At 54.3% G+C, this 13,705-nt stretch carries 14 protein-coding genes; 3 read left to right on the forward strand and 11 right to left on the reverse strand.

Annotated elements, in window-relative coordinates; translation table 11 throughout:
- Positions 1–114: 114 nt before the first annotated feature.
- Together E6C51_RS01515 and E6C51_RS01520 are read right to left on the reverse strand one after the other, a co-directional pair.
- Complete coding sequence (locus E6C51_RS01515; RefSeq protein WP_190234797.1) at positions 115–1,341, reverse strand: OpgC family protein; 1,227 nt, start codon at positions 1,339–1,341, stop codon at positions 115–117.
- A 186-nt stretch (positions 1,342–1,527) separates the two neighbouring features.
- On the reverse strand, positions 1,528–2,619 hold the full coding sequence (locus tag E6C51_RS01520) for a calcium:proton antiporter (protein WP_146933341.1): 1,092 nt from the start codon (positions 2,617–2,619) through the stop codon (positions 1,528–1,530).
- A gap of 254 nt (positions 2,620–2,873) precedes the next feature.
- Between E6C51_RS01520 and E6C51_RS01525 the strand changes: the two genes are divergently transcribed.
- Complete coding sequence (locus E6C51_RS01525; protein ID WP_146933343.1) at positions 2,874–3,146, forward strand: DUF2188 domain-containing protein; 273 nt, start codon at positions 2,874–2,876, stop codon at positions 3,144–3,146.
- On the opposite strand, the gene E6C51_RS01530 is transcribed toward E6C51_RS01525, so the two are convergent.
- Positions 3,134–4,027 (reverse strand): LysR family transcriptional regulator, encoded by an 894-nt coding sequence (locus E6C51_RS01530; RefSeq protein ID WP_190234798.1) that lies wholly within the window; start codon positions 4,025–4,027, stop codon positions 3,134–3,136. The genes E6C51_RS01525 and E6C51_RS01530 overlap by 13 nt on opposite strands.
- Before the next feature lie 115 nt (positions 4,028–4,142).
- Between E6C51_RS01530 and E6C51_RS01535 the strand changes: the two genes are divergently transcribed.
- Positions 4,143–5,111, forward strand: a complete 969-nt coding sequence (locus tag E6C51_RS01535; protein WP_210234980.1) for an NAD-dependent epimerase/dehydratase family protein — start codon at positions 4,143–4,145, stop codon at positions 5,109–5,111.
- A 52-nt stretch (positions 5,112–5,163) separates the two neighbouring features.
- On the opposite strand, the gene E6C51_RS01540 is transcribed toward E6C51_RS01535, so the two are convergent.
- From E6C51_RS01540 to trxB, 4 genes are all read right to left on the reverse strand, one after another.
- Positions 5,164–6,279 (reverse strand): alkene reductase, encoded by a 1,116-nt coding sequence (locus E6C51_RS01540; protein ID WP_146933347.1) that lies wholly within the window; start codon positions 6,277–6,279, stop codon positions 5,164–5,166.
- 47 nt (positions 6,280–6,326) lie between these two features.
- On the reverse strand, positions 6,327–6,569 hold the full coding sequence (locus tag E6C51_RS01545) for an ArsR/SmtB family transcription factor (protein WP_407920766.1): 243 nt from the start codon (positions 6,567–6,569) through the stop codon (positions 6,327–6,329).
- A 668-nt stretch (positions 6,570–7,237) separates the two neighbouring features.
- Positions 7,238–8,134, reverse strand: a complete 897-nt coding sequence (locus E6C51_RS01550; protein WP_075640336.1) for a LysR family transcriptional regulator VtlR — start codon at positions 8,132–8,134, stop codon at positions 7,238–7,240.
- A 25-nt stretch (positions 8,135–8,159) separates the two neighbouring features.
- The gene (gene trxB / locus E6C51_RS01555; protein WP_146933351.1) at positions 8,160–9,134 is read right to left on the reverse strand and encodes a thioredoxin-disulfide reductase; all 975 of its coding nucleotides are present in this window, start codon (positions 9,132–9,134) and stop codon (positions 8,160–8,162) included.
- Between the two features lie 235 nt (positions 9,135–9,369).
- Between trxB and E6C51_RS01560 the strand changes: the two genes are divergently transcribed.
- Positions 9,370–9,837, forward strand: a complete 468-nt coding sequence (locus E6C51_RS01560) for an Lrp/AsnC family transcriptional regulator (protein ID WP_075639908.1) — start codon at positions 9,370–9,372, stop codon at positions 9,835–9,837.
- Positions 9,838–9,928: 91 nt separating this feature from the next.
- Here the strand turns inward: E6C51_RS01560 and E6C51_RS01565 are convergent, their stop codons facing one another.
- The 4 genes from E6C51_RS01565 to E6C51_RS01580 all read right to left on the reverse strand — a co-directional run bounded on the left by E6C51_RS01565 (position 9,929) and on the right by E6C51_RS01580 (position 13,695).
- A complete protein-coding gene (locus E6C51_RS01565; RefSeq protein ID WP_190234800.1) occupies positions 9,929–10,732 on the reverse strand; it encodes a glycosyltransferase family 25 protein in 804 nt (267 codons plus the stop codon).
- 22 nt (positions 10,733–10,754) lie between these two features.
- Positions 10,755–11,837, reverse strand: coding sequence for a glycosyltransferase family 4 protein (locus tag E6C51_RS01570; RefSeq protein WP_190234801.1), 1,083 nt, complete (start codon positions 11,835–11,837; stop codon positions 10,755–10,757).
- Positions 11,838–11,853: 16 nt separating this feature from the next.
- A complete protein-coding gene (greA, locus tag E6C51_RS01575) occupies positions 11,854–12,330 on the reverse strand; it encodes a transcription elongation factor GreA (RefSeq protein WP_146933358.1) in 477 nt (158 codons plus the stop codon).
- 198 nt (positions 12,331–12,528) lie between these two features.
- On the reverse strand, positions 12,529–13,695 hold the full coding sequence (locus E6C51_RS01580) for a permease (protein ID WP_190234802.1): 1,167 nt from the start codon (positions 13,693–13,695) through the stop codon (positions 12,529–12,531).
- Positions 13,696–13,705 lie beyond the last annotated feature (10 nt).

Genomic DNA, 13,705 nt, shown 5'->3' on the forward strand with positions numbered 1-13,705 from the left:
ATCGCCGTGCCCATATATGGCGCATGGCGATGTAAGTGATGACGAAAAAGGCGGGATGGTCAAACCATCCCGCCTTTTTTTCCTGCCTTTTTATGTGTCGCAGTTTTTCTCTGCTTATGCCGTTTTTGTATATTTCATCTGCGATGAGGTTGCGCCTTTGGGATCAAGCTCTTTGGGCTGTTGAAAAAACAGCTCTCTCTCGCGGTAGAGGGCAGGGATGGCCAGCAGTGAGACGCAGAAGACGGCAATGATCGTCTTTGTGAATTCCGTAAAGGGACCAGCAAGGCCGTCGATGTAGCGCACCGCAAAGACCACCAGCACATGCCAGACATAAACGTGCAGCGAATGGCGGCCAATGAGGCGCAGGAAGCTGAGCGTAAACAGGCTGTGAAGCACGTTTGCAGCTTTGCGCACAAATGCGTTCTCATGCTTGTGACCAGCAATCAGCAGCCATGCCACCAGACTGGCGAGCGCAATAAAATTGAGCAGGTAAACCGGCCCGAAATCTGCCCGCACTTCCATGGTGCCGAATTTCTGCAACACAGAACCCGGCATCCAGCCATTGGCCGTCAGGATGCGAAGCGGCGCAAAGAACACCAGAATTGCCAGCGCAAATTTTGGAATCAGGGTCTTTTCCGGCGCGAACACCTTTGTCCAGTCAATGGCACGATTGGCTGTCATGCTGCCAGCAATCACCCCAGAGAAGAACACAATCTGCCAGCCAAGCAGGTTGAAGCTGGCACGAATGCCCTCCTTGTCTGTGGCGCTCAACCAATCATTCAACGGATAAGTGAGGAGGCGATGCAGGCCAAGCTGCCCCGCCATCCACACCAGCAGTGAGCCGATTGCCACCTGCACCCAGCGGCCCGTGACACACAGCCAGATCAGCATCGGCGCAAAAATCATGTAAATGATATATTGCGGCAAAATATCCATAAAGGTCGGCTGGAACAGAAATGTTGCAATCGAGCCAAGACGAAGCGGATCATTCAGGCTGGTTTCACCCAACCAGTCACGCCAGATCTGGGTGGATTGGGGCAAAACCAGACGCGCCGCCAGAATCACCAGCACAATGCCCATGGCATAGCGATACAACTCAAAGGCGCGAGCCCAGATCCGGTCTCGGGCGGCATCGTAGCCGCTTTTCAGCATTTTTCGCCCGTATACCATGCCCACCAGAAGGCCCGACATGAACACGAAACCCTGTGCATCTTCAACAAATGTCAGCTGGTTATGATTGATTTTCACCAGCAGATAACCACCCGTGAAAATCAGGTGATTCAGCATCATGAACACAAGGAAATACCCTCGCATCCCGTCGAGAACATCTAATCGCTTCAAGGCCGTAGCTCCCGATTCAAAAACCATGCGTGTAGCATGTTCGGTTTGTTGTCCTTCATCTTGGTGATAATGCGGCAACTATGTTGGTTTTGTCGCCGTATCTCCATGGGACGTCAACGAACGTGTGTGTGATTCGTTCCCCATTGACGCAAATGTGACAAAGGTTCCTAGGTTTGTAAGGTTAGTTTAGAGCCCCAAAGCTGAAAGCATGATGAACGTTGCAAAAAGAACAAAGTGAGTCATACCTTCAATTGCATTTGTCTCGCCATCGTTGAGATTTATGGCTGCAGCAATCAGCGTTATTGTGACCATCACCGTCTGCACCGGGCTCATGGCCATGATGAAAGGCTGGCCGGTGTAAAGCGCTATGCCCTCCATAACCGGCACCGTAAGGATGACGGTGGAGAGCGAAGCCCCCATGGCGATGTTGACGGTTGCCTGCATGCGATTGTGCAAGGCCGCTTTCAACGCGGTGATAATTTCGGGTGCTGCCGAAATCGAGGCCACCAAAATCGCCATAATGGCCGGAGGTGCGCCGGTGCCGCGCAGTCCTTCTCCCATCAACGCCGACATGAATTCGGCGAGGATACCAATAACCACCACGCCGATGATGATGATGGCGATGGAGGTGGCAACGGAATGCTCTTCTTCAGCGGGGGCTTCCTCTTTTGCGCTTGATGCGGCACGGCGCGGATAGCTGTAGCTGAAAAAATAGCTGTGCTGGCCAACCTGCATGCGCAAAAACACCGCATAAAGCGCCAGCATGGCAAAAATGGTGAAGGCTGAATAATAGGTCCATTTGGCGTCGGGCACAAATTCCGGCACAATCATGGAAATGCCCATGGCGGTGAGAATCATCACACCGTAGGTTTTGCCACTATCGTCATTATAGGGTTGCTCGCCATGCTTCAGGCCGCCCAGCAGTGCCGCCAGACCTAAAATGCCGTTGATGTCGAGCATCACGGCTGAATAGATGGTGTCACGCACCAGGGTGGGTGATTCCTCGCCGCGCATCATGATGGCCAGGATCAACACTTCCACGGCCACCGCAGACAGGGTGAGAATCATGGTGCCATAGGGATCGCCAACTTTATGCGCCAGAATTTCGGCGTGGTGGGCAACGCGCATTGAGGCCACCAGAATGCCACCCACCAGTACGGCAGCGCCCAACAACGACACGATACGCCCTGCTTCAAGCAGGCTATGCTCTGCAAAATAGGCAATGAGCGCCAAAAGAACCGGTAACACCAGGAATTTTTCTTGTTTTAAATCGCTCACCTGCTGTCATCCTTTTCTCTGCCGCTTTTGGGAAGATGGCGAATCTTTCCTGACGTAGACCGTAACGGTTGAGTGCTATTTGCAGTTCCGCGCCCAAGATGCAATAATATAACCTGTACAGGAAATCGTATGATTTTATCCTTGACCCCGGCTTATTCCGGCATAGGTTTAATGATAAAATGATGTGGCAGATCAAAGCTCTATATTGTTTATCATCTGTCAAAATCCGAGCTATTCCTGGGAGAGGAACCACGATGGTCAAAGTTACCTATGAGATCGTACCCCATGATGAAGGCTGGGCTTATCGTTTAAACGGAGCCTATTCCGAGCGATTCGACAATCACGATCAGGCGCTGGAGGCGGCGCGGATTGTGGTGCGCGAGTTGTCGCTGAACGATGAGCCAGTGCGCATCGTCTATCAGGACGAGAATGGCAAGTGGCGTGCAGAGATGAGCAGCGGCGATGATCGTCCTGAGGTCGAGATCGTGGACGACTATCAGCCCTCACAGGGTCGTCACTCCGCCTGATAGGCTTTCAATCCGTTGACTATCGCGTCAAAAGTGACCCGACAGCGGGGGCTATGCTTGAGATCTTCATGCATCACCACATAGGTGTCGAGATCGATGTTGAGTTGGTTCGGTAAAACCTCGACCAGATCATCATGGCGCTTTGCCAAGGTGGTTTGGCACATGCCAATGCCTGCTCCGGAACGAATGGCGGCAAATTGCGCTGCATTGCTATCGCAGCGAAAGGCAAAGTGGATTTGCGCAAGATCGGGCCGCATCTTCAAAATATCGCGAATATAGGCCAAATGCCGATCAAATCCGATCAAGCGGTGCTGATGTAAATCCTCCAGCGTTACGGGCGTGCCGTGTTTGGCGAGATAGCTTTTGTGGGCGTGAAAACCAATGCGGATCGTGCCGATGCGCTGGCTGAGAAGATTGCCTTGCTGCGGTGCTACCATGCGCACGGCAATATCGGCCTGATGGCGCAACAAATCCTCTACCTTATCCGAGAGCGACAGTTCGATTTCCAGCTTCGGGTGACTTTCCTGCAAGCTTGCCAGAACGGGCGGCAGAATCTCGATGGCGACAATTTCACTGGCGCTGATGCGCACCGTACCTTGGGCGTTCTGATGCGCGCCTGAAGCAATGCGGGCCAGCGTGGCGCTGCTGGCCGCCATGACTTCTGCCTGCGGCCGCATGGCCAGGGCTGTGTCCGTTGGCAGCAATCCTTGCGGAATCCGCAAAAACAGCGCGGTGCCAAACATGGCTTCCAGCGCTTCGATATGCCGTCCCACTGTGGGTTGGGTCAGCCCAAGCGTTCTGGCGGCGGCGGAAAGCGAACCTTCATCCAGCACGGCCAGAAAGCTGCGAAAGTGATCCCAACTGGTGACGTCTTTTACCATGCAAAAATGTATAGCATAGCTACAGAAATATACAATTTTGAAAGTCCTGTTTCAGATGCACTCTCTGCCCATCAGCCTCACCCGTGAAGCAGAGAGACGATGATGGAGACAGATGATGACAGAGATGGACAATAGAAAACTGATTTTGGTTATGGGAGCCACCGGCGGCATTGGGGGCGCACTCGCCAAAGTGCTACAATTGCGCGGCTATCGCATTCGGGCACTGCATCGGCGTGCAAGCGAGATGGCAAAGTGCAACCCCGCCTTCGAGTGGGTGCAGGGCGATGCCATGAATGCGAAGGATGTGTTGGATGCGGCAGCGGGGGCTTTTGCGCTTGTACATGGCGTCAACCCGCCGGGCTATCAACGCTGGGGTGAATTGGTGTTGCCGATGATTGACAACAGCATTGCCGCAGCCAAGGCCCATGGTGCTCTTATTCTGATGCCGGGAACCATCTATAACTTTGGGCCGGATGCCTTTCCCCTGTTGAAAGAGGATAGCCCGCAGCATCCCCTGACCGTAAAGGGAGCCATTCGGGTGAATTTGGAGCAACGGCTGCAAGCGGCGGCACAGGATGGCGTTCGAACGATTCTGGTGCGGGCAGGGGATTTTTTTGGCCCGGAGGCAGGCAACAACTGGTTTGCGCAAGGCCTGGTGAAGCCGGGAAAGCCGATCACATCGGTTGCCTTGCCGGGCAAGCCGGGGCTTGGACATGCATGGGCCTATCTGCCTGATGTGGCCGAGACATTTGCGCAATTGTTGGAAAAAGCGCAAGAGTTACCCACCTTTGCACGATTTCATATGGCGGGCCATTATGATGCCGATGGCCTTGGCATGGTGCAGGCAATTGCCAAAAGTCTTGGCAGGACGTCGATCAAAACCCGCCGCTTTCCGTGGTGGATTGTGCCTGTGCTGGCTCCCTTTATGCCCTTGTTCAAAGAGTTGCGGGAGATGCGTTATCTCTGGCAGGAGCCATTGCGGCTGGACAATCAGCATTTGGTGGAGGTGCTGGGTGCCGAGCCACATACGCCGCTGGATGAGGCGGTGCTGACGACACTTGAAAACCTGAAGTGCGTGGCCTGAGATAATCTTCGACCTGCCCCAACCCATGAGCGAGGGCAGGTCGATGGCGAGATCAGGCGTTCAGGGTAGGGTAGTCCGTGTAACCCTTTTCGCCGCCACCATACATGGTGGCCTGATCCAGCTCGTTCAAAGGCGCGTCGGTCTTCAGGCGTTCCACCAGATCGGGGTTGGAAATGAATGGCTTGCCAAATGCCACCATGTCGGCCCTGCCGGATGCAATCGCGTCCGTTGCGGTTTTCTTGTCATAACCATTGTTGACCATCCACACGCCCTTACCACCAGCATTGATGTAGGCGTCTTTGAAAGCTGCCCAATCGAATGGCGTATCGCCTTGGCTAAAGTCACGTGCACCGCCGGTTGCACCTTCGATAACGTGAATATAGGCCAGATCAAACGGTGCGAGCTTTTCGATCAAGGCGGTGTAAAGCGCTTGTGGTTCTGGGTCGAACACATCATTGGCGGGCGTGACCGGTGAGAGGCGAATACCGGTGCGGCTGCTGCCGATTTCGCGGGTAATGGCCTGCACCACTTCCAGCGTCAGGCGGATGCGGTTCTCAATAGAACCACCGTAAGCATCGCTGCGCTGGTTGCTGTTGGAGCGCATGAACTGCTCCAGCAGATAGCCGTTGGCGGCGTGGATCTCCACGCCATCAAATCCGGCATCAATCGCGGCGCGGGCGGCCTTGCGGTAATCTTCAATCAGGCCCGGAATTTCCGACAGCTCCAGCGCCCTTGGCTCGGATGTATCGGCAAAATGGCCCTTGCCTTCGCCGTCCATAATATAGGTCTTGGACTTTGCCGCGATGGCAGAAGGGGCAACCGGCTTGCCGCCATTAGGTTGCAGGCTGGTGTGCGAGATGCGGCCAACATGCCAGAGTTGCGTGACAATCTTGCCGCCCGCGTCATGTACGGCTTTGGTCACGGCCTTCCAGCCTTCGATGGATTCTGGCGTATAGAGGCCGGGCACGTCGGCATAGCCCTGTCCCTGATGAGAAATGGCGGTGGCTTCGGTGATCAGCAGACCGGCCGTTGCACGCTGGCTGTAATAGGTGGCCGTCATGGCGCGTGGCACAGCGTTTGGTGAACGATTGCGCGTCAGCGGTGCCATGGCAATCCGGTTGGAGGCGGCGATGTCGCCGATCTGGATGGGATCGAACAGAGTGGTCATTGAATCGTCCTTTCTGAGGAGGCGATGGGATAGGGGAGGAGATGGGGTCAGAGGTGGGTTTTAAGCTTTGTAAGAAAAGCTTTGATCGCCTCTTCATCCCGTTTGTAGAAAATCCATTGGCCCACTTTTTTGGAGGTCACGAGGCCTGCTTTTTGCAAGCTTGCGAGATGGGCCGAAACCGTGGACTGAGACAGACCACACCGCTCGAACTGACTGGCACAAACCCCCATTTCCAGCGGATGGGCTTGATCGCTAAAATGCAGCTCCGGCTCTTTCAGCCATTGCAGCATGGATAGCCGGACAGGACTGGAAAGCGCCTTCAGGGCGTCATCAAGATTGTCTGGCAGATCGCCATGGCTCAAAGCCTGGTTCGGTGGTGAGGTTATATCGTCCATAACCGATATATGGATCGATAAAATACGATATCAAGAGCTGAATTTTGAATATTGCAAAAAAAAGCACCCGTCGCCGGGTGCTGAAGGTGTGGAGATATTCATCCTCCAGAGGGGAACAGCTGAAAAGGGAGGCCACCCAAAGGTAGCTGCTTTGCTCAGCTAAACTCTATTTAGGGTGCAAAGATTGCGTTTCAATGGCATGCGAACAAAATTCATCAAGCGCATAGGCAAATGGCGCATGGCGTATTTCGGATGGGGGATTTAGCCAAAAAAAAGGGGCCACCGGATTGCTCCAGGGCCCTAAAGTGTGAAGGTTAATCTAACCTCCAGAGGGGAACAGCTGGTGCGGTGGAACTGGGAGGAAACCACCGTGTGCATCAGCTGTGTGCTATATGATGGTTTTTTGTGCAGTGAACAATGCTTTTTTGTGCATGGGAGGCATGCAAGTGTCGCAAGTCTCTCAATTTGTCGCTATTGAGAGATTGTTCAACAATATAACGCCCATGAAAAATCCCTTATTTTTCATGGGCGTTATCGATCAGATGCATCGCGGTTGTAAAAAATCAGAAACTCCAGTTTCTGGCTTTTGCGACGATAAAATCACGAAAAACTTTTAGCTTGGCCGCGTTTTTCATCTCATCCGGATAGCAGAAGTAGGTATCGAACGACGGAACATCGGCATTGATCGGCAACTGAATCAGGCCCGGATCACGCCCAACGATATAATCTGGCATACAGGCAACGCCGATTCCCAACAGGCAGGCGCGCTTGATGGAGGTTTGGCTGTTGATCTGCAAATGCGGAATACGGCGGTTATCGGAAGAGCGGCCCGCCACTTCCAGCCAGTTCACATCCAGCAAATAGTTCGGCGCAGGTTCACCAAAGGAAATGATGCGGTGATTGTCCAGATCTTCAATGGTCTGCGGTTCGCCATAGCGGTTGATATAGGATGGTGCCGCATAAACATGCATATGCACGGTAAACAGCTTGCGCTGGATCAGGTCTGATTGCTGCGGCTGACGCAGGCGAATGGCGCAATCGGCATGGCGCATGTTCACGTCCAGCTCTTCATTGTCGAGGATGAGCTGAATCGACATGTCGGGATAGAGTTGCAGAAACTCCTGCACCTTATCGGTCAACCAGCCTTGGCCAAGGCCGACGGTGGTGGTGACGCGCAATTTGCCGGTGGGCTTGTCGGTGGTTTCCGTCAGCTGCATTTTCACTGTTTCCAGCTTCAGCAGCACATCATGGGCGGTGCGATAGAGCAACTCGCCTTGCTCGGTGAGAATCAGGCCACGGGCGTGGCGGTGAAACAATTTCACCCCCACGTCTTGCTCCAGCGCGCTGACCTGTCGGCTGATGGCCGATTGCGAAAGGTGCAGCTTATCGGCCGCATGGGTAAAGGACCCAGCCTCGGCTGCGGCATGGAAAATCCGCAACTTGTCCCAATCCAGCGGTATATTGCTGCCCCCTCGCATCATGCTCTTACTCCGCAGCCAGGGCCGGGGCGTCTGCCACAGCCAAAAAACGTTCCGCTTCCAAAGCCGCCATACAGCCCATGCCAGCAGCCGTAATGGCCTGACGATAGACATCATCGGTCACATCGCCTGCGGCAAACACGCCGGGCACATCAGTGGCGGTCGAATCAGGAGCCGTCCACAGATAGCCATTGGGCTTCAATTTCAGCTTGCCCTTGAACAGCTCTACTGCGGGCGCATGGCCAATGGCCACAAACACGCCGTCAATCGGCATTTCGGTGATAGCATCGGTTTGAATATTCTTCAGCTTCACGCCGGTCACCGATGGCGGCATGGGGTGCTTGGCCGGAATGCCCGTCACTTCATCGACAACACTGTTCCAGATGATCTTGACGTTTTCCTTGGCAAACAGACGTTCTTGCAGGATCTTTTCCGAGCGGAAGCTGTCGCGGCGATGCACGACGGTGACGGTTTTCGCGATATGCGAAAGGTAAAGCGCTTCCTCGACCGCCGAATTGCCGCCGCCAACCACAATCACATCCTTGTTGCGATAGAAAAAGCCATCGCAGGTGGCGCAGGCCGATACGCCAAAGCCCTGAAAATGCTGCTCGCTTTCAATGCCAAGCCACTTGGCCTTGGCACCGGTGCAGATAATCAGCGTGTCAGCCGTCCAGATCGTGCCGCTATCGGTTTTGACGGTGAAGGGCCTGTGCGAGGTATCCACCTCGGTTACCACATCATTGACAATTTCGGTGCCAACATGGGTTGCCTGCTTGAGCATTTGCTCCATCAGCCAGGGGCCTTGAATCGGATCGCCAAAGCCGGGATAGTTTTCAACATCGGTGGTGATCATCAACTGGCCACCTTGCTCCATGCCAGCAATCAGCACCGGCTTCAGCATGGCGCGTGCGGCATAAATGGCGGCAGTGTAACCGGCAGGGCCAGAGCCGATGATCAGCACTTTGGTGTGACGGGCAGACATGTCAGTTCCTTTCAAGGGCGAGGGACGTGTTGAAAGACCGCATATAGGAAGCCTTCCTCGCCTTTTCTTCATTTCATTTATGAAGGCTCTATGCATTTATTCAAGGGCAGCATTGCTTTAACAACAAGGCAATTCAATCCACCGCAATTTTTATGCGCGCTGGCGACATATTCTTGCGCAGTTGCGCGGCTGGCGTCATAACCTTGAGCGACAAAGGATAAAAGGGTGATCGCTGGTGTTTCGCGCAGAACTGGATGCTATCGACATAAAAATTTTAAGAGAGTTGCAGCGCGATGGCCGCATGACCAATGTGGAGCTGTCCGAGCGGGTCGGCATTTCGGCACCACCCTGCCTGCGCCGGGTGCGCAAGCTGGAAGAGGGCGGCATTATCCAGGGCTATCATGCGCTTTTGAACGGTCCCAAGCTTGGTTTTGACCTTGTGGCCTTTTGCATGGTGGGCTTGAAGCACCAGTCGGATGCCAATCTCAAGGCGTTTGCCGCCACCACCAATCAATGGCCGCTGGTGCGTCAGGCGTGGATGGTCAATGGTGAAAGCGATTTTCTGCTGCAATGCGTGGCGGAGAATCTGACTGTCTTTCAGGATTTTGTCATTGAGGTGCTGACCAGCAATGAGCATGTGGATACGGTGCGCACCATGCTGACCATTCGGCAGATAAAGCGTTTGGGGGCGCTGGAGATTTAAAGCATCGGCTGAAAAGTGGGAACCGGTTTTCAGATCAATCCGATGCGAAAACAAAAACTGACAGCTCCCGATCGAAGCATCCAGCGCTCAATTACACGGCGAGCTTGGTGGTCGCCGATAGATTAAGCTGGCCGATATAGGCAAAATCGGCAGGATTGAGGGTGGCGTGACGATGCGCGGCAATGCCAAAGTGCGTGAGCTGGCGAACCCCTTGGCGCATTTGCGCAATCACACGGCGCAGCATAAAGGCGCTGCTCGATTTCGGTCTGCTTTCATTGATGGATGTTGCGGTGTGTAGTGGTACTGCGACCCCGTAATGGGCGCAGAAGTCCAGTTGCACAGCCAACGCGGGCTCTGCCTGAAAGGAGCGCAGGTTATAAGTTGCGCAAATGGCCGCGTCGGCAATGGCGGCCTGCCGTGCTGTCCTGGCCAGCAGCTTTTTGGCTCCCGCTGGCCACAAAACATAGGCCGCCGCCCCAGATCGGTCTTGATAAAGCCTTGTGATAATGGAATCAGACCTTGGCTTTCGCGCCATCAGCTTTTTACGGCCACGGGTTTCAAGGGTCAGATGATCAATATCCTGACGCTTGCCCACCTGCGCAAGCAGGGCCGGGACTGTGGTTGCGAGAACCGCGTCATCCTCCAACACCAGAGCGGGTTTATCGCTCAGCGAAATTTGGGTCCAAACCGCGCGATGGCTGAGAAAACACGCCTTCTCGGAAAGACGCATTGGCCGTTCCCAACGGTTCCAATAGGGATCGGCCTCGTCAATGGTCAGATCCTGCGCGTTGACTGCCGGGATGCGGGTGTAGCTTAATCCGAGTGCTGCCATTTGCGCGTGCTGAAACGCAAGGCGATCCGTGGATCGGTCGAGATTGATGATCAGCACTTGCATAATAATGGTGTCCTTGAAAGGTTTAAAATACGCAGGTCGTGCCCAAGTCGGTCCTGAGCAAGGCAGCGTATTCCTTTTCAAGCGATTTTGCCTCGTTTTTCAACGCAAAATGTTCTGACACATGCGTGATCGCGGCCAGCCCGTGCTGATGCGCCATGTGTGGATCGGCCAGATAAGGGTCGATGGCATTGCGCAAGGCGTCATAATCGCCAGCCGCCACCACCGAGCCGGTTTTGCCCTCATCGATCAATTCTGCATAGGCCCCGGCATCGGATGCAACAACGGCGGTTTGTGAGGCCATGGCCTCCAACGGCGTGAGGCCAAACCCTTCATTGCGCGAAGGAGCAACGTAAAGGCTCAGGCGGCGATACCACGGTTTGATATCGGCAACTTCGCCCAGAAAAACAATGCGATCCGACAGGTTGGCCTGTGCGACATCGGCCTTGAGCTGATCGGCAAAGGCGGCATGTTCCGGGGTCACCCGGCCCGAGATCACGGCAGTCCAATCCGGATGATGCGGCAAAAGCTCAATCATGGCGCGGACAAAGAGGTCCGTGCCTTTCTGGTGGCGCACGCGACCAAAACAGCCGACAAGATAGCGACCGGGCAGATGGGTGGCCGAGATTGTATCATCCTGGCCGGTTGGCGGATGAAACAGTGCGGTATCAATACCATGACGAATAACGGTATGCGGCACTTTCAAATAGGAGCCGGAGCGACCGCTTGTGGCAACCACGGCATTCATCTTTGAGATCAGCCAGCGGGTATAGCTGCTGTGATGACGCTGGGCGGCTGAGGTAAACAGCAGCTTGAGCGGCATGCGCAACACATCACGCAGGATCAGGCCCGCCAACATTTCATTGTTGCGCCGCGCGTGCCAGACCCGGTGCGATGCGCTTTGCGGGCGCTTCCACAACAGCGGCAACTGCCAGTAGGACATGGCGGGCATGTCATCTGGCAGGCCGGGACCGAGCGTCGCAATACCCAATCCGCGCCGCCTGTGCTCTGGAATCAATTGAACCAGAGTGGAGGTGACACCAGACAGGCGCTTTTTGAAATTGGGCGCGATGATCAGGATATTGCGAAGCTGCACTTTGCTCGACATTGGGGTGGAAATTGGCTTAACCCCAATTGACCGCAATAACTTCGTAAGCCTTGGAGCCGCCGGGTGCGACAACTTCAATGCTATCGCCCACTTCCTTGCCAATCATGGCGCGGGCAATGGGAGAGGAGATCGAGATACGGCCAGCCTTGACGTCGGCTTCCTGATCGCCAACGATCTGGTAGCTCTTTTCTTCCTCGGTATCTTCGTCCACCAGCTTGACGGTTGCGCCAAACTTGATCTTGCTGCCAGACATTTTCGACAGATCAATCACCTCGGCGCGGGCAATCAGGTCTTCCAGCTCGGAGATACGGCCTTCATTATGGCTCTGGGCCTCTTTGGCAGCATGATATTCGGCATTTTCCGAAAGGTCGCCATGGGCGCGCGCTTCAGAAATCGCCTCAATAATCCGAGGACGTTCTTCTTGTTGACGCCAGCGCAATTCCTCCTGAAGCTTGGAGAATCCACTCTGTGTCATTGGTACCTTTTCAACCATGTCCTCTTCCTTCACCTTTCATGCCCAAATAGGTGGACATGAAAATAAAACAGGTCCCGAAGCAAAGCCACGGAACCAGCCACAAATCAAACTGCCGGTATTATAGCAGATTGTCACAGGCAATTTCCAGATATTTCGAAACCAGCCAGAGTTGGTCACAAACCTCTTCGTGTGTGTATCGATAAGGTTCTGATTTTTCTAATGATTGTGGTTATCCGAGTGGTCTTCTGAGCCATGGTGATGGCTATGATGTGCACTATGGCCATGATGCATGGGGTTTTTATAGTTCAACCAAAAGAGCCAGATGGCACCAGCACCAAACATCAGATTGAGCCAAAATGTGTAGTCGATACTAAACTGTGTGAGTTGAGCGCGTATATCACCTGAGGGTTGTGGCACGAGATTCAGAGATGAGAACACCAACTCCATCAGCAGGGAGCTGACAGCCATTGCCGAAAACAAGGCTGCGGCCATATAGAGCGCCATTTTCCAGCCAAAATACCGCCTGTAGGCATCAATCAACGGCAAAATTAACAGGTCGGCATAGATGAAGGCCAGAACGCCGCCAAAGGATGCGCCACCGGCAAACAGCACGGCGGCCAGCGGAATATTGCCGATCGAGCAGACAAAGGTCAGCATTGCCACAACCGGTCCAATCAGGGCGTTGGTCCCCACCTGTACCCAGCCGGGCTCTTGCGTCAGAAACAGCGCCTGCCAAATGCTATCAGGCACGAACACGGCAATGAAACCACCAATCAAAAAGCCTGCGACCAGGTCTTTCCAGAGCATGGACCATTCCATTGCAAAATTTTGAGCAACCCGAACCGGTGTTTGCTGGTTCTTCAGCCGGTCTTTCCATGTCTCACCTTCAACCACCATGGAGCCATGTTCATGGCCCTTGCCGGATTCCTCGTGCTGTCTTGCTTCTTCGATCAGCTTGGTTGGGCGGGTTAGTTTCACCAGAAGCGTCATGAGGGCGATCATAACGAGGCCGCCGACCCATTCTGCCACCATAAACTGCCACCCCATCAGGATCAGTAGGATAATGCCAAGTTCGAGAACGAGATTGGTGGAGGCCACCAGAAAGGCGAGAGCGTTGACCAGATCAGCTCCTTTTTTGAAAAGCGTGCGCATGATGGCGGCAGACGCATAGGAGCATGACGAGCTGGCCGCACCTGCGGCACTGGCCAAGGCCACCTCTTTTGCACTGCCCTTGCCAAGGTAACGTTGCATTTTGGCGGCGGGTACAATGGTTTGTAAAACGGATGAGATCACAAAACCAAGACAGAGTGTCCAGCCGGTTTTCCAGGCCATGCCTAAGGCCATCAACAGCGCTTGCCCAACGCGCATGATCATATCGTGCATGTCGCCCCCA

Origin of the sequence: Gillisella terrae (genome assembly GCF_004801395.1) — a bacterium.
In the GTDB taxonomy this organism is placed as follows: domain Bacteria; phylum Pseudomonadota; class Alphaproteobacteria; order Rhizobiales; family Rhizobiaceae; genus Allorhizobium; species Allorhizobium terrae.